Source organism: Streptomyces sp. OZ13 (assembly GCF_052068155.1).
Taxonomy (GTDB): domain Bacteria; phylum Actinomycetota; class Actinomycetes; order Streptomycetales; family Streptomycetaceae; genus Streptomyces.
Genome location: NZ_JBQHCZ010000012.1, coordinates 67414 through 85690 on the forward strand (window position 1 = coordinate 67414; position 18277 = coordinate 85690).

Sequence of the window (18277 nt, forward strand, 5' to 3'; positions counted from 1 at the left end):
ATCACGCAGCGGCGCCGCGCCTTCACGCGCACGGGCGCCGCACCCCCGTCCCCTGTACTTCCCGAACGCCACCACTGGAGTGCGTCCGTGTCCGCGAACACCGCGTCCACCCCTGCCGGAAAGCAGTCCGGCTCCGGATTCCGTATACCCAAGGTCCCCTTCTGGGCCCAGATCGTCGCCGGTCTGGCGCTCGGCGTCCTGCTCGGCGCCCTCGCCCGCAGCCAGGACATCGGCTGGCTGAAGGACACCCTCGACCAGGTCGGCTCGATCTTCGTTCAGCTGCTGAAGCTGGCCGTCGCGCCGCTGGTGTTCTTCGCCATCCTGGTGTCGATCACCAACCTGCGGAAGGTCAACAACGCCGCACGGCTGGCCGGCCGCACGCTGCTGTGGTTCATGATCACGTCGCTGATCGCCGTGGCCATCGGCCTCGTCATCGGACTGGTCACGAACCCGGGCGCGGGCACCGGCCTCACCCCGAAGGACGGCCAGAAGCCGGAGAACGCCGGAACCTGGATCGACTTCCTCACCGGCATCGTCCCGACGGACATCATCACGCCGTTCACCGAACTGGAAGTGCTCCAGATCGTCTTCATGGCCGCCGTCGCCGGTATCGCCGCACTCAAGCTCGGTGACCGCGCCAAGCCGATCCTCGACCTGAGCGAGTCGGTGCTCGAGCTGCTCCAGAAGGCCCTGTGGTGGGTCATCCGCCTCGCCCCCATCGGCACCGTCGGCCTCATCGGCTTCGCCATCGCCGACTACGGCTGGGAGCTCATCGGCAAGTACGCCACCTTCACCGCCGACGTCTACATCGGCTGCGCCCTGGTCCTGTTCGGCGTCTACCCGCTGCTGCTCGCGACCGCCGCCAAGGTCAACCCCGTCCAGTTCTTCAGGGGCGCCTGGCCGGCCATCCAGCTGGCGTTCGTCTCCCGCTCCTCGGTCGGCACCATGCCGGTCACCCAGAAGGTCACCGAGCGTCTCGGCGTCCCCAAGGAGTACACGAGCTTCGCGGTCCCGTTCGGCGCGACCACCAAGATGGACGGCTGCGCCGCCATCTATCCGGCGCTCGCCGCGATCTTCATCGCGCAGATCTTCGACGTGCAGCTCGGCATCCAGGACTACCTGCTGATCGCGTTCGTCTCCGTGGTCGGCTCCGCCGCCACCGCCGGTCTGACCGGCGCCACGGTCATGCTGACGCTGACCCTGTCCACCCTGGGCCTCCCGCTGGAGGGCGTCGGCCTGCTGATGGCGATCGACCCGATCCTGGACATGATGCGCACCGCCACCAACGTCGCGGGACAGGCGCTCGTTCCCGTCATCGTCGCGGCGCGTGAGCAGATCCTCGACCACGACGCGTACAACAGCGCCACCTCCTCGCCGATCGACGACATCGACGGTGGGACCGACGCCGGCACCGACGCCGTGACGGCCGAGGAGAAGGGGACCGTGCCGGTCCCCGCCTGACGTCGCACCGCGTCCGGCGGTCGTGCGACCGCCTCCCCTCGTGGGCCTCTCCCGTCACCGGGCGAGGCCCACGGTCTTCTGCGGGGCGATGCGGCGAACCGCCCGTTCGCCACGGCCTGCCGCCGGTGGACCTCCGGCAGGTCGGGCATAGTGATCGAGAGGGCATGAAGCAGATCCGGCCCTGATCCATCGATGGTCCCGGCTCCTGGTGAAGCCGGGAACGCCGACCGTGTGCTGTGTCCGCCTCGCCGCGGGCACAGCACACGCATGTCCGGGGCCGCCCGGATACGGCCGAGACCCGTCGCGCGCGGTTGACCCCGTCGCGCGGAGTGGACCTTAATGCGGGCCATGAACGCCGCTATGACGCAGTCAACTGCCAGGGTCGTAGGCTTACTGCTGAGTAAGGGCACGGGGCGGGAGGAACACTGAGATGAGTGCGGTGAAGAGCGCGAGGACCAAGCGCATGCCGCGGGCCGTGCGCGAGCAGCAGATGATGGACGCCGCCGTGCGGACCTTCGGGCAGCTGGGCTACCGGGCCGCCTCGATGGACGAGATCGCGGAGCTCGCCGGTGTCTCCAAGCCCCTGGTGTACCTGTACCTGAACTCCAAGGAGGAGCTCTTCACCGCCTGCATCAGGCGAGAGGCGCAGCGGCTGACCGCGGCCGTGCAGGCGGCGATCCAGCCGGGGCTGACGGCGGATCAGCAGATGTGGGCGGGGCTGGAGGCCTTCTTCCGTCACACGCAGGAGAACCCGGACGGCTGGTCGGTGCTGCACCGTCAGGCGCGTACGCACGGCGAGCCGTTCGCGGCGGAGGTCGCGCGGATGCGGGCGGAGATCGCCGCCTTCGTGACCGTGCTGATCGGCGCGGCGGCCGAACAGGGTGTGCCTCCGGCGCCGGGAACGGCGGGCTCGCACCGCAGTTCCGAGCTGGCCGACCGGGACATCGAAGGCCTCGCTCAGGCGCTCGTGGGGGCCGCGGAGTCGCTCGCGGGGTGGGCGAACGACTCCGGAGGCATCTCGGCGAAGGAGGCCGCCGGCCTTCTGATGAACTTCGCGTGGACCGGCCTCGGGGGCCTCATGGGCGGGGAGCGCTGGTCTCCCCGGTGAGGTGCACGCGGTCGCCGCTGCGCAGTTCGAAGCGGGTGCCGCCCGGGGCGGTGCGGGCCGCGTAGGTGACATCGGCGGGCAGCAGCACGGGCGCCCGGAACTCGGCCCGTGCGCCCTCCGCCGGCCCTCCGGTCCGCTCGGCCTCCGCCAGGCAGCGGGCGAACGTCCACATGCCGTGGGCGATGGCGCGGGGGAATCCGAAGAGCCTCGCCGTGAGCGGGTGCAGATGGATCGGGTTGCGGTCCCCGGAGACGGCGCCGTAGCGGCGGCCCAGGTCACCCGGGACCCGCCACGCGGCGACGGCGGGCAACGGCCCGGCGGTGGGGGTGCTTTCCCGCGGACCGTCGTCACCGGTGCGGTGCCGGGCGAGATAGGAGCTGCGGGACTCCCACACCAGCTCGCCGTCGAGGCGCGCCCGGGTCACCATGACCACTTCCGTGCCACGCCGGTGCGGGACCAGTTCCTCGGCGTGCACGGCGAGTTCGGGCCGGTCCGCCGGCATCAGGGCCGGCCCGTGCCGGATGATCCCGATACGCGTGTGGACCAGGCCGAGGAGCGGCAGGGGGAAGGCGCGGTCGGCCATCAGCCGCACGGCGAGCGGGAATCCGAGGATGTGCGGGTAGGGGAGCGGCAGCGGCCCGCCCGCCGGGAAGCCGCAGACGTCGGCGTACGTGGCGAGCCGCGCGGCGTCGGTACGGGCACCGGGCAGTACCAGCCGGGTGCCGGGAAGCTGCGCCCCGGCGCGGACGCGGCGCTTCAGCGGTGACAGCGCCGCCCCGCGGACGAGCAGCGGCGTGAGCGCGGGCGCCGAGGCGAGGGTGACGTTCCGCACGCTCACGCCCCCAGCGGGCTCCGGCCGCGGACACATGGGGGCGGGCCGCCTGCCGGGCCCGAACCAAGGTGCGCCACGCAGGTTTCAGCTGCCACGACGCCGCTCATGATTCCGTCCTCGCCCGCCGGGTGAGCGCTCCGGCCGACGGCCTGCCGGTGACGTGCGGACAGCGATCGGCCATTGTCCTGACTCCCTGCTGGGCCATAGATTTACTCCCGAGTAAGGTTACTCGGAGGTCAGGATCTGGTCGAGATGCCGACGACACCTCGCGGGACGCGAGCGCCGGGCCGTGGCCGAACTCCCTCCGAACAACGGACGGACAGGACGTCACCACGGCCGCCGAACGCGCGTGAGCCGGCCGGTCCCCTGCACAGCACGCCTGTCAGCCTTCATGACGAGGAGCCGCACGTGTCAGTCGATCTGGTTGGTCCCGGCGGTGCGCCCGTGCCGGTGGAACCGCACAAGAATTTGGTGAACGGCGTCGTGCGGGAGGTGACCGTGCCGGCGCTCGTACCGGCCGTCACCCATGGCTCGCTCGCCGACATCCCGTTCCACAACGCCCACGAGGCCCCTGGCGAAGCCGTACTCAGTGTCAAGGACGCGGACGGCGCCTGGCGGGACGTGACCGCGGCGCGGTTCGCCGAGGACGTCCTCGCCGTGGCGAAGGGGCTGATCGCGGAGGGCCTCGAACCCGGCGACCGGGTCGCGATCATGTCCCGTACGACATACGAATGGACGCTCCTCGACTTCGCCGCCTGGGCGGCCGGGCTCGTCACCGTCCCCGTCTACCCGACCTCCTCCGCCTTCCAGGCCCGCTGGATACTCGAGAACTCAGGGGCCGTCGCCTGCGTCGTCGAGAGCGCCGCACAGGCCAGGACGATCAGTCAGGAACGCAGGCAACTGCCGGGCCTGACCCACCTGTGGGCGTTCGACACCGGGGCCGTCGCCCATCTCCGCAAGGCGGGTGAGAAGGCCGGGATCCCGGACGCCGTCGTCACGGCACGCAGGGCCGGACTGTCGCCGGACACGATCGCGACGCTGATCTACACCTCGGGCACCACCGGCCGCCCCAAGGGCTGCGCGCTCACCCACGCGAACTTCTTCGCCGAGGTCGACAACGCCGTCGAACTGCTGCACCCCGTCTTCAAGTCGCTCAGCAAGGAACCCGCCTCGACCCTGCTCTTCCTTCCCCTCTCCCATGTCTTCGGCCGCATGGTCGCCATCGGCTGCCTGCGCGCCCGGGTGCGGCTCGGACACGCACCCTCGATCCGGACCGAGGACCTGCTCGCCGACCTGGCCGGTTTCCGGCCGACGTTCCTGCTGGCGATCCCGTACGTCCTGGAGAAGGTCTTCAACACCGGCCGGGCCACCGCCGAGAAACTCGGCCGCGCCTCCTCGTTCGACCGCGCCGCGAGGATCGCCCGGCGCTACGGGCAGGCCGTGGAAGCGGCGGAGCACGGCACCGGCCCCGGACCTTCCCTGGGCCTCAGGGCGGCACGGGCCCTGTACGACCCGCTGGTCTACCGCCGGATCCGGGCGGCCCTCGGCGGCAAGGTCCGGTACGCCATCTGCGGCGGCTCACCGCTCGGCAGCCGGCTCGCCTCGTTCTACGCGGGCGCCGGCATCGAGGTCTTCGAGGGGTACGGGCTCACCGAGACCACGGCCGCCTCGACGGTGACCCCGCCGCTGCGGCCCCGGCTCGGCACGGTCGGCTGGCCGCTGCCGGGCACCGCGGTCCGCATCGCCGACGACGGCGAGGTATTGCTGCGCGGCGGCCAGGTCTGCGCCGGCCTCTGGGACGCGGAGCGCGGCGAGGCCGTACCGGTGACGGATGCGGAGGGCTGGTTGGCCACCGGCGACCTGGGGGCCCTGGACGACGACGGATATCTGACGATCACCGGGCGCAAGAAGGACATCATCATCACCTCCGGCGGCAAGAACGTCGCCCCCGCGCCGCTGGAGGACTGGCTGCGCGCGCACCCCCTGGTGTCCCAGTGCATGGTCGTCGGCGACAACCGCCCCTACATCACGGCCCTGCTCACCCTCGAGCAGGACGGGCTCGACCACTGGCGGCGGATGAAGAAGAAGGTGCATCTGCCCCTGGCCGACCTGGTCAGGGACGAGGAACTGCTCGGCGCGCTGCAACGCGCGGTCGACGAGGCCAACCGGCTGGTCTCACGGGCGGAGTCGATCCGCCGCTTCACGGTGCTGACGGTGGACTTCACCGAGGAGAGCGGGCATCTGACGCCGTCGCTGAAGCTGAAGCGCGCGGCGATCGCCCACGACTTCGGGACCGACATCGAAGCCCTGTACGACGGCCGGAGGGACTGAGGGCCCTCTGGGAAGGCCGCGGGTCCGCCCCGGCTCTGCGGCAGTTGTGCGGAGAGGCGGAAAAGATCCCGGAAAGGCCCGGGAAAGGCAGGAGCCCCGGCTCCGTACGACGTACGGGGACGGGGCTCCTTGGGTACTGCTGAGTCGTGCGCGATCGCCGACCCTGGCTGACTAGGCCGGGGTGACGTTCTCCGCCTGCGGGCCCTTCGGGCCCTGGGTGACGTCGAAGTTCACGACCTGGTTCTCCTCGAGGGAGCGGAACCCGGACGCGTTGATCGCGGAGTAGTGGACGAAGACATCCGGGCCGCCGCCGTCCTGGGCGATGAAGCCGAAGCCCTTTTCAGCGTTGAACCACTTGACGGTTCCGGTAGCCATAAGCCCTCCTATGGGCCAAAGGGTTGCCCTGCTCCAGAACCTGCAAGAAGTCTGAAAACTACAAAAGCCTGCGGGTTACATGCTCCGCAGGCTCTGTACTGCAAGGGAAACCAAACTGCAACTTGCGTCGAGCCTAGCACGCAGCGTGTGCGCAGCGGTAGAGGGAAAGATCACGTCACCCGGACGTTTGACCGGCCCTTCGTCGCGCTGACGAAGCCCAGCTCGGACGGGTCGCGCCGGGCCGTCGCGGCGACCCGGCGCGGAGGGATCCGGGGGACAGGTCTAGCCTCACGATGTGGACAGTCTTGGAGAAAGCACAGCAACCGACCTCCGACGCAGCCGGCCGCGTGTCGGGCACATCCAGTTCCTGAACTGTCTGCCCCTTTACTGGGGGCTCGCCAGGACCGGAACTCTCCTCGATCTCGAACTGACGAAGGACACCCCGGAGAAGCTCAGCGAACGGCTGGTGAGGGGCGAACTCGACATCGCGCCCGTCACGCTCGTCGAATTCCTTCGCAATGCCGACGAACTCGTCGCCTTTCCCGACCTCGCGGTGGGCTGCGACGGCCCGGTGATGTCCTGCGTGATCGTGTCGCAGCTTCCGCTGGAGCAGCTCGACAAGGCACGGGTCGCGCTCGGCTCGACCTCCCGCACATCGGTACGGCTGGCCCAGCTGCTGCTGGCCGAGCAGTATCAGGTCGCCCCCGACTACTACACCTGCCCGCCCGACCTCGGGGTGATGATGCAGGAGGCCGACGCGGCCGTCCTGATCGGCGACGCCGCGCTGCGGGCCTCCCTCCACGACGCTCCCCGCCTCGGTCTCCAGGTCCACGACCTCGGGCAGATGTGGAAGGAGTGGACGGGACTGCCGTTCGTCTTCGCCGTCTGGGCCGCGCGCAAGGACTATCTGGCCCGTGAGCCCCGCGTGGTGCGCAAGGTGCACGAGGCCTTCCTCGCCTCGCGGGACCTCTCCCTCGAAGAGGTCGGCAAGGTCGCGGAGCAGGCGGCGCGCTGGGAGGCCTTCGACGCGGAGCTGCTGGAGCGGTACTTCACGACGCTGGACTTCCGCTTCGGTCCCGACCAGCTCGCCGGCGTCACGGAATTCGCCCGCAGGACCGGCCCGACGACCGGCTTCCCGGCGGACGTGAAGGTCGAACTCCTCGGCAGCTGACCGGCGTCACGGCGCCCGGGCCGGCCGCCCCCGGCAACCCCTAGGCTGAGGGCCGACTGGCGCAGGATGCCGAACGGGGGAGTTCAGATGCAGCCGCTTGATCCCGGCGAGCCGCGCAGCATCGGCGCGTACCGGCTGCTGGGCAGGCTCGGGGCGGGCGGAATGGGGCGCGTCTATCTGGGGCGCAGCTCCGGCGGGCGCACCGTCGCGGTCAAGGTCGTCCACCCGCACTTCGCGCTCGACGACGAGTTCCGTGCCCGCTTCCGGCGCGAGGTGGAGGCCGCACGCAGGGTCGGTGGGGAGTGGACCGCCCCGGTCCTCGACGCCGGCCCCGACGAGCCGGTCCCGTGGGTGGCGACCGGTTACGTCGCCGGACCCTCACTCACCCAGGCGGTCACGGACCACGGGCCACTCCCCGCGCACTCGGTGCGGGTGCTGGGTGAGGGACTGGCACGCGCACTGGTCGCCGTCCACGCGCTGGGGCTGGTGCACCGGGACGTGAAGCCGTCCAACGTGCTGCTGACGCTGGAGGGACCGCGGCTGATCGACTTCGGGATCGCCCGTGCCACGGACGGCACCGCTTCCCTCACCTCCACCGGTGTCTCCGTCGGTTCTCCCGGTTACATGTCCCCCGAGCAGATCCTCGGCAAGGGCGTCACGGGCGCCGCCGACGTCTTCTCGCTCGGCGCGGTCCTCGCGTACGCGGCGACCGGCACCGCCCCTTTCCAGGGCGACTCCTCGGCCGCGCTTCTCTACAAAGTCGTGCACGAGGAGCCCGAACTGGGCGCGCTGGACGGCGAACTGCGGGACCTGGTGGGCGCCTGCCTGGCCAAGGACCCGGCCGCCCGCCCGGCCCCCGGCGAGATCGCGGACGGCCTCGCCGTCGCCGCGGGGCCGTCGGGGTGGCTGCCGGGACCGCTTGTCGAGCAGATCAGCCGCGCGGCGGTGGAACTGCTGCATCTGGAATCGCTGCCGGACGAGCCGACCGGGCCGGGGCCCGCGTCCGCCGCCGAGCCGGGTGCGTCGGGGCCGGTGGCGTTCAGCAGCCCCGCCGTCGGCGTCTTCGGCCCGCCGATCGACCCGGGTACGCCGGGGGAGGCCCCGGCCGGATGGGGGCCGCCGCCCGGCGGTGCGGCGGGCGGCGGCCCGGCGCAGCAAGGTCCGCAGCCGTCCGGTCCGACACAGGCGTCGAGGAGCGGCCTCTCGTTCTCCGCGAGCGGTGGCCGGAGGGTCAGCTGCACTCTCGCGCTCACCGTCGCGGGCGCTCTCGCCGCTGTCACGGTCGGCACCGGGATCCTCCTCAACACCTGGCGAAACGGCGGCGACGCGGACAAGGGTGACGTCGGGGCACAGCCCCCGCCCTCCGCGACGGCCTCCAAGTCACCGCCGGCCGCGGGCGGCGCCGAGCCCGTCGACGAGGTGCCCAAGGCGTTCGTCGGCACCTGGAGCGGCCCGGCGGTCGAGCGGACCGGTCTGCCGCACGGCACGCTGACCGTCACCTTCACCGAGGGCGGCATGGGGGAGGACATCGTGCGGACGACCACCTCGATCTCCGTGCTGGGAGTGAGCGTCGAGTGCCACGGCGTCGGCAAGCTCGCCGCGGGCAGCACGCAGCGGTCCCTGCGCGTCGAGGAGCGCACCGACCCCGAACGGCCGGGACAGCAGGGCCAGTGCACCTCGGGGAAGGCCGGACTGGTCTTCACGCTCGACGACGACGGGACACTGCGCTACCGGTCCGACGAGGACGCCGCCGGCCGGCCGACCGCCACGCTCACCAAGAAGACCGGCTGACGGCCCCGCCCAGGCGGTGGCGTAGCCTGGATCGGTCCGTAGATCCACCGAAAAACCGCCGAAGGGTGACGCCCGGTGACCGAGAAGGCCGATCTTCAGCCCGTCCTGGACCGTGCCGCAGAAGGCGGGCGGATCACGGCGGAGGAAGCGCTCGAGCTCTACCGCTCCGCTCCGCTGCACGCCCTTGGCGCGGCGGCGGACGCCGTGCGCCGGCGCCGGTACGCCGGCACCGAGCACATCGCGACGTACATCATCGAGCGCAACATCAACTACACCAACGTGTGTGTAACGGCGTGCAAGTTCTGCGCCTTCTACGCCGCGCCGAAGGACACCGCGAAGGGCTGGAGCCGAGACCTCGACGACATCCTGCGCCGCTGCGCGGAGACCGTCGAGCTCGGTGGCACGCAGATCATGTTCCAGGGCGGCCACCACCCGGATTACGGCGTCGAGTACTACGAAGAGCACTTCGCGGCCATCAAGAAGGAGTTCCCGCAGCTGGTGATCCACTCGCTCGGCGCGTCCGAGGTGGAGCACATGGCCCGGATCTCCGGGGTGTCCGTCGAAGAGGCGATCACGCGCATCCACGCCGCCGGTCTGGACTCCTTCGCGGGCGCCGGCGCCGAGTTGCTGCCGGAGCGTCCCCGTAAGGCGATCGCGCCGCTCAAGGAGTCCGGCGAGCGGTGGCTGGAGATCATGGAGATCGCGCACAACCTGGGTGTGGAGTCCACCTCCACCATGCTGATGGGCACCGGCGAGACCAACGCCGAGCGCATCGAGCACCTGCGCATGATCCGCGAGGTGCAGGACCGCACGGGCGGCTTCCGCGCGTTCATCCCGTACACGTACCAGCCCGAGAACAACCACCTCAAGGGCCGTACGCAGGCCACGCTCTTCGAGTACCTGCGCATGATCGCGATCGCCCGGCTCTTCCTCGACAACGTCGCGCACATCCAGGGCTCCTGGCTCACCACCGGCAAGGAGGTCGGCCAGCTGTCGCTGCACTACGGCGCGGACGACCTCGGCTCGATCATGCTCGAGGAGAACGTCGTCTCCTCGGCGGGCGCCAAGCACCGCTCCAACCGCATGGAGATCATCGACCTGATCCGCAAGTCCGGTCGCGTCCCGGCGCAGCGGACCACGACGTACGAGCACATCGTGGTGCACGACGACCCGGCCGACGACCCGGTCGACGAGCGGGTCGTGTCGCACATCTCGTCCACGGCGATCGAGGGCGGGACGGCGCACCCCGAGCTGAAGCTGCTCGCCTCCAACTGAGGCCGCCGTGCTGACCATTCACGTGGCCGAGGCCTCGCCCGAGCTCGCCGTCCTCGTCGACGGCGCGCAGGTCGCGGCCGTCGGCCCGTACGAGGAGCTGGCAGCCGTCCGCCCGCAGGCGCGGGTACGGCGGTGGCCCGGCATCCTCACCCCGGGGCTGCTCAACCCCTACGGGCCCGAGCTGCTCGAAGCCACCTACCACCCCGACCCGCGCGAGGCCGCCGAACTGGGCACCGAGCCGATCACCGGAGAGCGTGCGCAGGCCGTCTTCCGCGCCGACGCGTCACGGCGGGGCGCGAGCGCGCGCCGCGGTGTCCAGCGGCTGCTGGCACACGGAACGGTCGCCATCGCGGGTGAGTTGCGCAGTCGGTCCGCGATCGACGCGGTGCGCCGTGCCGGGCTGGTCATCGGCGGACGCCCGGCGAAGCTGCCCGGCCCCCCGTCCTTCTCGCCGGTGCCGCTCGTCCTGCTCCCCATGCCGAACCCCGGCGGGCCCGCCCGCTTCGCCGTGTTCGACGTACCGGACCGGGCCGAACTGGTGCGTCGCGGGGCGTCGACGTGCGTGGCCACCGTCATCGGCGGGCGGCTGGTCCACCGGGGCAGGTAGCGGGGCGCGGGGCTGCCCGGGTCGGCGATCACCGGCCGCGTGCGGCCCTTGCGGCGCCGTCCCTCGGCGAGGGCAGGGCCGCCGAAGTCGCGCGCGGATCCGGGGAGGACGGATCCATGGCGGACGGATTCATCGCGTTCCGGCCCACCGGGCGTTCTGGGGCGGATGGACCACCCGTGGCGCGCGGGCGCAACCCTGGTCCCTCCCAGGGCCGGGCCGGGTTGCACAATGGGTCCGTGACCCGAGCCTCCCTGGAAAAGCAGCCGCACGAAGTCGCCTCCATGTTCGACGACGTGGCGGCCAAGTACGACCTCACCAACGACGTGCTCTCGCTCGGCCAGGCCAGGCTGTGGCGCAAGGAGGTCGCCAAGGCGGTCGACGCCCGCCCCGCGCAGAAGGTCCTCGACCTCGCCGCGGGCACCGGCACCTCGTCCCTGCCCTTCACGGCCACCGGCGCGTACGTCGTGCCGTGCGACTTCTCCCTCGGGATGCTGCGCGAGGGCAAGAAGCGCAACCCCTGGCTGCCGCTCACCGCGGGCGACGCGACGAAGCTGCCGTTCGCCGACGGCGTCTTCGACGCCGTGACGATCTCCTTCGGGCTGCGCAACGTGCAGGACACCGACGCCGCTCTGCGTGAGCTGTACCGGGTGACCAAGCCGGGCGGGCGCGTGGTCATCTGCGAGTTCTCGCACCCGATCTGGGCGCCGTTCCGCACCGTGTACGAGGAGTACCTGATGCGCGCCCTGCCGCCCGTGGCGCGTGCCGTCTCCTCCAACCCCGACGCCTATGTCTACCTCGCCGAGTCGATCCAGAGCTGGCCCGACCAGCCCGCGCTCGCCGGCCGCCTCCAGCGGGCCGGCTGGTCGAAGGTGGCCTGGCGCAACCTGTCCGGCGGCATCGTGGCGCTGCACCGCGGTACCAAGGCCGGGTAGGCAGCCGGACATGGAGCACCAGGGGATCGCCGTGGACTACCAGGCGGTCCTGGAGCAGATCGCGGCCGACATCGCCCCGCTGATCGGCAGCGGCACGCCCGCCGAGTACATCCCGGCGCTCGCCTCGGTCGACCCGCGGCGCTTCGGCATGGCGATCGCCGACGTCAGCGGCAAGGTGTACGGAGTGGGGGACTGGCAACACCCCTTCTCCGTACAGTCGATCACCAAGGTCTTCACCCTCGCGCTCGCCCTGGCAGCGGACGACGAGGGCCTGTGGGAACGCGTCGGCCGTGAACCCTCGGGCAACCCCTTCAACTCGCTGGTGCAACTGGAGTACGAGAACGGGATCCCGCGCAACCCGTTCATCAACGCCGGGGCCCTCGTCGTCACCGACCGGCTGCAGACCCTGACCGGCGACGCGAGCAGCGAACTGCTGGAGTTCCTGCGGCAGGAGAGCGGCAACCCGGACCTTGCCTTCGACCCCGAGGTCGCCGAGTCGGAGTCCGCGCACGGCGACCGCAACGCCGCCCTCGCCCATTTCATGGCCTCGTACGGCAACATCGTCAACCCCGTGCCGACTCTGCTCGACCACTACTTCTGGCAGTGCTCGATCGAGATGAGCTGCGCCGATCTGACCCTGGCGGCCCGCTTCCTGGCCCGGCACGGGCTGCGCGCCGACGGCTCGCGCCTGCTGACCCGCAGCGAGGCCAAGCAGATCAACGCCGTGATGCTCACGTGCGGCACCTACGACGCGGCCGGGGACTTCGCCTACCGGGTCGGGCTGCCCGGCAAGAGCGGGGTGGGCGGAGGGATCGTCGCGGTCGTGCCGGGTCGGTGCACGCTGTGCGTGTGGAGCCCGGGGCTGGACGCGCGGGGCAACTCGGTGGCGGGCGTGGCGGCGCTGGACCGCTTCACGACACTGACGGGTCTGTCCGTGTTCTGAGGCGGCGCCCACTTCCTTTGTGGAAGGGGGAGTTGACGGGAACCGCCCGATGGTGAAGATGAGTCAGTTGTCTACGACCGCTCACGGATCGTGTTGCACAGTCCCCGTCTCCCCGTCACCGCTTGCTCTTTCGGAGTCTCCCCATGGCGTCGTACTGCCCGCACTGCGGCACCCCGTTCCCGGACGAGGCGCGCTTCTGCATGAAATGCGGGAAGGAACGGCTGCCCGAAGTTCCGTCCGCGCCGGCCGGCTCGGCGGCCCCGCCCGTACCCGCCGCCCCACCGGCTCCGTCCGCCCCCGCCGCCCCGCCGACCCCTTCGGCACCCGCGGCCCCGCCCGCCCCCGCCGTGCCGCCACCGCCGCTGTACGGGCCCGGTCCCGTACAGCCGTCGCCCGTCGGCGCCTTCCTCGGACGGGCGATGCGAGGCGACTGGCTGTCGGCCGCCAAGGCCGCCGCGTGGCCGAGCGGGCTGCTGCTGGTGCTGGCGATTGGGCTGGCGATTCCGACCTACGGCCAGGACGACGAGGTGTTCGTCGGCTGGAGCGAGCGGCTCCGCATCGCCCTCGCCCTGCTGCTCCAGGGCGTCGGCGGCGGCTTCGAGCTGAAGGCGGCCGGAGCGTCACCGTACGGACCGGACGGCTCCGGCTCCGGCTCGGGCTTCGGGTCCGACGGCTCCTACGGCTCGGACATGGACGAACTCGCGCAGGGAACGGCGACCCTGTCACTCGTACCGCTGACCGTGACCGCCTTGTTGATCGCCGCCCTCTGGCTGGGCGCCCGGACGCTGCGCCGGCGCGGCGAGGGCCTGGAGGCGGCGGTGCGCGTCTCCCTGCTGCTGACTGCCGTGGTACTGGTCCTCGGCCTGTTCGCCCAGCCCGAGATCATGGGTGTGCAGGTCTCCTCCTCGCCCGTGCTCGCCGCGCTCGGCGCCCTCGTGATCTCCCTGGTGGTGACCGCGGGGGTGCTCCAGCGGGACCAGCTCGCGGCCGTGCTCGCGCAGCGTCCGGCCGCCCGGTCGGCGGTCCGCGCACTGGGCACGGCCGTCGGCGTGGTGGGCGCGGTGGTCGCGCTGTGCTCGCTGGTCGGCTTCGTGGTCTACGCACGCACCGACGACGTGGACGGCACGGCACTGCTGCTCGCCCTGCCGATCCTGCCCAACATCGGCTTCGCCGTGCTGGGGCTGAGCTGGGGCGTTCCCGTGGAGTACAGCTTCCGGGGAAGGGTCGGCTGGGGCGATTCCGCTGTGGAGCGCGGCAACATCGGCCTCGGGGAGATCTCCGACGAGTGGGGCGGCGGCGCCGTGGCCGGCGTCCTGGTGCTGGGCGTCGTGTGCGCGCTGGCCATCGGCCTCTGGACGGCCCGCCGCTCCGCCGACCGCCGTGAGCAGGTGCTGGCAGGCGGGTTCACGCTGGCGCTGCTCCTGATGTTCACCGGCGTCAGCGGCGTCACCACGGATCTCGCGGGCGCCCTGGGCTACTTCGGCGGCATGGGCAGGACCGAGGTGGCCCCCAGCGTGCCGGACGCGCTGCTCTTCGGGCTGCTGTGGGTGGGCGGAGCACTGCTGATCGGCCCTGTGCTGCTGCGTCTCACGGGCGGCGGGCCCGCGCCGCTGGGCCCGGGCCCCGCCCCGCAGCCGCCGGTGTGGCCCACGCCCGGACAGCCGCCCATGGGGCACACCCCGCCGCCCTACGGGTCCGGTCCCGCGCCAGGCCCGGCACCACACCCCGCCGGGCCCGCCGGTGTGGACCCGGCCGGCCTGCCCGGTCCCGCGGGGCCCGCGCCCGAGCCGGGCCCGGCCGCCCCCGCCGGGGCGACGCCTCACGCCGCAGGGCCTGTAGAGGCGACACCGCACCACGTCGCCCCCGAGGGGGCGACGCCGCACGCCGCGGCGCCCGTTGGGCCCGCGCCCGAGCCTGGCCCGGCCGCCCCCGTGCCCACGCCCACCGCCGTGGACGGCGGCGCAGCGGCCCACGTGCCCGCACCGTACGTGCCGCAGCCCCAGCCCCCCGGCGCGTACGACGAGCCCGCCGCCGACGGGGGCGGCAAGCGCCGCGTCCTGGTGTGGACGGCGACCCTCACCGCCGCGTTCGTCATCGGCGGCGGCGCGACCGCGGGCGTGCTGATGCTCCAGGACGGGGACGACCCGGCCGACCCGTCGATCGAGATCGTCGGGACGCCCGACGGCGACGCGAAGGGCTCCACGTCACCCTCGCCGACCCCGCCGCCCCCGGCGGCGTCCACCACGCCGGCCACCACTCCCTCCCCGAGCGCGACGGGGCCGTCGCCCAGCGCCGATCCGGTGCTCCCGGCCGGCTTCGTGCTGAAGCACGACCCCGCCGGGTTCACCGTCGGCGTGATGGAGGGATGGTCACGCCGGCAGGCCGGCAGCCAGGTCTTCTACGAGGCGCCCACCGGCGGCGACTACATCCAGATCGGCATCGTCAGGAACACGCCGATGAGTTCGTACGACAACTTCACCGGCCTGGAGCAGAAGCATCTGGCCAAGGCCGGGAGCGACTACGAACGGCTGCGCCTGGAGGAGAACACCTACCAGGGCCGTCCGGGCGCGATCTGGGAGTTCACGCACGTTCCCGAGCCCGACGAGAGCGACCTGCGGCGTCATGTGATCGACCAGGCCTTCGTCGCCGCGGACGGGACCGAGTACGCGATCCTGGCCGCCGGGCGCGCCGACACCTGGGATCCGGCCGAGGACGTCGTGTTCTCCACCGCCATCAGCACGTTCAAGGTCGGCTGAGCCCGCCGCCGCGGCCCCTGAGCGCCCCACCGGCGCTCAGGGGCGGCCGGGGCCGCCGAGCTCCAGCCGGAAGCAGTACCCGCTCTGCTGGGACACCGGGGTCGTGAAGGTCTCCGCGAGCTCCATGCCGAGCCGCCTCGCCACGGCGATGGACCGCTCGTTGCGGGAGTTCACCATCGCCACGACCCGCTCCACCCCCGCCGCCCGTACCCGCTCCAGCGTGGTGCGGGCGGCGGCGGTCGCGTAGCCGCGGCCCCAGGCGGAACGGGCCAGCCGCCAGCCGATCTCGATCTCGCCAACAGGGCCGAAGTCCTCGTGCGGCCAGGGCTGGGCGCCGGTGAAACCGACGACCTCGCCGTCCTCGTCGAGCATCGTCCAGAGGCAGAATCCGTGCTCGGCGTCGTGTCTGCGCTGCCGGGCCGTCAGCTCTTCGTACACGGACAGCTCGGCCGCTCTTCCGCCGTGGAACTCCATGACCTCCGGGTCGTCGAAGACCCGGTGCCAGCTGACGGCGTCCTCGTCCGTGGGCACCCGGAGCTGTATGACGGGAAGCGGCCTGCTGCTCATAGACGGAGCCCTTCGGTCGGTTGATCGCTACGCCACCTTAGACTGCACAAGACTGCACAGATCCTGTGCCGTTCGGTACGCAAATATCGGAATGCCCCATCGAATACTCGGGAGAAGCCGCCGTGACCGAAGCCCTCACCGAGCACACTGCCGATGTGATCGTCGTCGGGGCAGGCCCGGCCGGCTCCACCACCGCGTACTACCTGGCCAAGGCCGGGCTGGACGTGCTGCTGCTGGAGAAGACCGCCTTCCCCCGCGAAAAGGTCTGCGGCGACGGCCTCACCCCCCGTGCCACCAAGCAGCTCGTCTCCATGGGGATCGACATCTCCGAAGAGGCGGGCTGGCTGCGGAACAAGGGCCTGCGGATCATCGGCGGCGGTGTGCGTCTCCAGCTCGACTGGCCCGACCTCGCCTCGTACCCGGACTACGGACTGGTCCGCAAGCGCGACGACTTCGACGAGCAGCTGGCCCGCCAGGCCCAGAAGGCGGGCGCGCGGCTGTACGAGCGATGCAACGTCGGCGCCCCCGTCATCGACGACCGCACCGGCCGGATCACCGGCGTGCACGCCAAGCTCGGCGAGGAGAAGACCCCGGTCACCTTCCACGCCCCGCTGGTGGTCGCCGCCGACGGCAACTCCTCCCGGATCTCGCTCGCGATGGGCCTGCACCGCCGCGAGGACCGCCCGATGGGCGTGGCGGTCCGTACCTACTTCACCTCACCGCGTCACGACGACGACTACCTCGAGTCGTGGCTGGAGCTGTGGGACCGGCGCGGTCCGGGGGAGGACCGGCTGCTGCCCGGCTACGGCTGGATCTTCGGCATGGGCGACGGCACGTCCAACGTCGGCCTCGGCGTACTGAACACCTCGGCGTCCTTCAAGGAACTGGACTGGCGCGAGGTCCTGAAGGCCTGGTGCGCCTCCATGCCGGAGGACTGGGGCTACACCGACGAGAACATGACGGGCCCGATCCGCGGCGCGGCCCTGCCGATGGCGTTCAACCGCCAGCCGCACTACACCAAGGGCCTGCTGCTGGTCGGCGACGCGGGCGGCCTGGTCAACCCGTTCAACGGCGAGGGCATCGCCTACGCGATGGAGTCCGGCCAGATCGCGGCCGACGTCATCGTCCAGGCGCACGCCCGGCAGACCCCGGCCCAGCGCGAACTGGCGCTGCACCGCTACCCGAAGGTCCTCAAGGACACCTACGGCGGCTACTACACCCTCGGCCGCGCGTTCGTGAAGCTGATCGGCAACCCGAAGGTCATGAAGATCGCGACGCAGCGCGGTCTGACCCACCCGCTGCTGATGAAGTTCACCCTGAAGATGCTGGCGAACCTGACCGACCCGTCGGGCGGCGACGCGATGGACCGCATCATCAACGGCCTGTCGAAGGTGGCCCCGAAGGCGTGAGTACCGCGGTGCTGCCCGACGGCACGGTGCTGCGGACGGCGACGCCCGCCGACGCGGAGGCGCTGTGCGCGGCATACGTGGACAACCGGGAGCACCTGGCTCCCTGGGAGCCGCGCCGCGACGAAGGCTTCTTCACGGTCGAGGGGCAGGCCGTCCGGCTCGCCGAACGGCTCCGTGAGTACGAGGCCGGCCGCACGGTGCCCTGGCTGCTCGTCGCCGGCGACGGGCGCGTCGTCGGGACGATCACGCTCTCCGGCATCACCCTCGGCCCCTTCTGCAGCGCCTACCTCGGCTACTGGACGACGGCCGACCGGCAGGGCAGGGGGCTGGCGACGGCGGCCGTGGAGGCGGTGTGCGGCATCGCGGCCGGCGGGCTGGGCCTGCACCGGATCGAGGCGACGACACTGGTGGACAACCTGCGTTCGCAGCGCGTGCTCGAGCGGTGCGGCTTCGAACCCATCGGCATGGCACCGCGCTATCTGCACATCGACGGCCGGTGGCGCGACCACCGGATGTTCCAGCGCATCCTGCACGACTCCCCACCGCCTGCGTGAAGACCCGCTCGTCGGTCCGCCCGGTGGTCCGCGCGCGGCGGACGGCCTCCGCCTGGTGCGGCCTTGCCGTCAGTGACGGGACGGCGACCTCCCCACAGACCGGCCGCGGCCCCCGGCAATCCACCCCACGTCAAGGGGGGTGACCGCATCTCCTGTTCGGGTGGC

Annotated in this window: 15 protein-coding genes; 12 read left to right on the forward strand and 3 right to left on the reverse strand. The window is 71.7% G+C overall.

What is annotated here, in order from left to right:
• The first annotated feature begins 87 nt into the window (after nucleotides 1-87).
• The gene (locus ACTMTU_RS24680; protein WP_441265668.1) at nucleotides 88-1461 is read left to right on the forward strand and encodes a dicarboxylate/amino acid:cation symporter; all 1374 of its coding nucleotides are present in this window, start codon (nucleotides 88-90) and stop codon (nucleotides 1459-1461) included.
• A 430-nt stretch (nucleotides 1462-1891) separates the two neighbouring features.
• Nucleotides 1892-2569, forward strand: a complete 678-nt coding sequence (locus tag ACTMTU_RS24685) for a TetR/AcrR family transcriptional regulator (RefSeq protein WP_441265669.1) — start codon at nucleotides 1892-1894, stop codon at nucleotides 2567-2569.
• On the opposite strand, the gene ACTMTU_RS24690 is transcribed toward ACTMTU_RS24685, so the two are convergent.
• Nucleotides 2538-3437, reverse strand: coding sequence for a MaoC family dehydratase (locus ACTMTU_RS24690; RefSeq protein ID WP_441265670.1), 900 nt, complete (start codon nucleotides 3435-3437; stop codon nucleotides 2538-2540). The genes ACTMTU_RS24685 and ACTMTU_RS24690 overlap by 32 nt on opposite strands.
• 372 nt (nucleotides 3438-3809) lie before the next feature.
• Here ACTMTU_RS24690 and ACTMTU_RS24695 point away from each other — a divergent pair, with 372 nt between their 5' ends.
• Nucleotides 3810-5732 (forward strand): AMP-dependent synthetase/ligase, encoded by a 1923-nt coding sequence (locus ACTMTU_RS24695; protein ID WP_441265671.1) that lies wholly within the window; start codon nucleotides 3810-3812, stop codon nucleotides 5730-5732.
• A 171-nt stretch (nucleotides 5733-5903) separates the two neighbouring features.
• On the opposite strand, the gene ACTMTU_RS24700 is transcribed toward ACTMTU_RS24695, so the two are convergent.
• A complete protein-coding gene (locus ACTMTU_RS24700; protein ID WP_003967102.1) occupies nucleotides 5904-6107 on the reverse strand; it encodes a cold-shock protein in 204 nt (67 codons plus the stop codon).
• A gap of 295 nt (nucleotides 6108-6402) precedes the next feature.
• Between ACTMTU_RS24700 and ACTMTU_RS24705 the strand changes: the two genes are divergently transcribed.
• The 7 genes from ACTMTU_RS24705 (at nucleotide 6403) to ACTMTU_RS24735 (ending at nucleotide 15582) form a co-directional block, all read left to right on the forward strand.
• Nucleotides 6403-7278: a menaquinone biosynthetic enzyme MqnA/MqnD family protein gene (locus ACTMTU_RS24705; protein ID WP_441265672.1), complete on the forward strand. Its 876-nt coding sequence runs from the start codon at nucleotides 6403-6405 to the stop codon at nucleotides 7276-7278.
• Nucleotides 7279-7365: 87 nt separating this feature from the next.
• Nucleotides 7366-9069, forward strand: a complete 1704-nt coding sequence (locus ACTMTU_RS24710; RefSeq protein ID WP_441265673.1) for a protein kinase domain-containing protein — start codon at nucleotides 7366-7368, stop codon at nucleotides 9067-9069.
• A 75-nt stretch (nucleotides 9070-9144) separates the two neighbouring features.
• Entirely contained in the window at nucleotides 9145-10344 is a 1200-nt protein-coding gene (gene mqnC, locus ACTMTU_RS24715; RefSeq protein ID WP_441265674.1) for a cyclic dehypoxanthinyl futalosine synthase, read from the forward strand.
• A 7-nt stretch (nucleotides 10345-10351) separates the two neighbouring features.
• Nucleotides 10352-10951 (forward strand): hypothetical protein, encoded by a 600-nt coding sequence (locus ACTMTU_RS24720; RefSeq protein WP_441265675.1) that lies wholly within the window; start codon nucleotides 10352-10354, stop codon nucleotides 10949-10951.
• A 236-nt stretch (nucleotides 10952-11187) separates the two neighbouring features.
• Nucleotides 11188-11883, forward strand: a complete 696-nt coding sequence (locus ACTMTU_RS24725) for a demethylmenaquinone methyltransferase (RefSeq protein WP_441265676.1) — start codon at nucleotides 11188-11190, stop codon at nucleotides 11881-11883.
• Between the two features lie 31 nt (nucleotides 11884-11914).
• Complete coding sequence (locus ACTMTU_RS24730) at nucleotides 11915-12826, forward strand: glutaminase (RefSeq protein ID WP_441265787.1); 912 nt, start codon at nucleotides 11915-11917, stop codon at nucleotides 12824-12826.
• Between the two features lie 143 nt (nucleotides 12827-12969).
• On the forward strand, nucleotides 12970-15582 hold the full coding sequence (locus tag ACTMTU_RS24735; RefSeq protein WP_441265677.1) for a zinc ribbon domain-containing protein: 2613 nt from the start codon (nucleotides 12970-12972) through the stop codon (nucleotides 15580-15582).
• Nucleotides 15583-15618: 36 nt separating this feature from the next.
• Here ACTMTU_RS24735 and ACTMTU_RS24740 read toward each other — a convergent pair whose 3' ends face one another.
• On the reverse strand, nucleotides 15619-16149 hold the full coding sequence (locus ACTMTU_RS24740) for a GNAT family N-acetyltransferase (protein WP_441265678.1): 531 nt from the start codon (nucleotides 16147-16149) through the stop codon (nucleotides 15619-15621).
• 122 nt (nucleotides 16150-16271) lie between these two features.
• Between ACTMTU_RS24740 and ACTMTU_RS24745 the strand changes: the two genes are divergently transcribed.
• Both ACTMTU_RS24745 and ACTMTU_RS24750 read left to right on the forward strand, forming a co-directional pair.
• Nucleotides 16272-17558 carry a geranylgeranyl reductase family protein gene (locus tag ACTMTU_RS24745; protein WP_189467060.1) on the forward strand — a complete coding sequence of 429 codons (1287 nt, stop codon included), beginning with the start codon at nucleotides 16272-16274 and terminating at the stop codon, nucleotides 17556-17558.
• Entirely contained in the window at nucleotides 17555-18112 is a 558-nt protein-coding gene (locus ACTMTU_RS24750; RefSeq protein ID WP_441265679.1) for a GNAT family N-acetyltransferase, read from the forward strand. The genes ACTMTU_RS24745 and ACTMTU_RS24750 overlap by 4 nt, the downstream gene beginning before the upstream one ends.
• Nucleotides 18113-18277: the final 165 nt, after the last annotated feature.

Bases quoted from the DNA above. Each gene is read 5' to 3' on its own strand.
- ACTMTU_RS24685 (WP_441265669.1), top strand. From the start codon at position 1,892: ATGAGTGCGGTGAAGAGCGCGAGGACCAAGCGCATGCCGCGGGCCGTG.
- ACTMTU_RS24690 (WP_441265670.1), bottom strand. From the start codon at position 3,437: ATGTGTCCGCGGCCGGAGCCCGCTGGGGGCGTGAGCGTGCGGAACGTC.
- ACTMTU_RS24700 (WP_003967102.1), bottom strand. From the start codon at position 6,107: ATGGCTACCGGAACCGTCAAGTGGTTCAACGCTGAAAAGGGCTTCGGC.
- ACTMTU_RS24710 (WP_441265673.1), top strand. From the start codon at position 7,366: ATGCAGCCGCTTGATCCCGGCGAGCCGCGCAGCATCGGCGCGTACCGG.
- ACTMTU_RS24735 (WP_441265677.1), top strand. From the start codon at position 12,970: ATGGCGTCGTACTGCCCGCACTGCGGCACCCCGTTCCCGGACGAGGCG.
- ACTMTU_RS24740 (WP_441265678.1), bottom strand. From the start codon at position 16,149: ATGAGCAGCAGGCCGCTTCCCGTCATACAGCTCCGGGTGCCCACGGAC.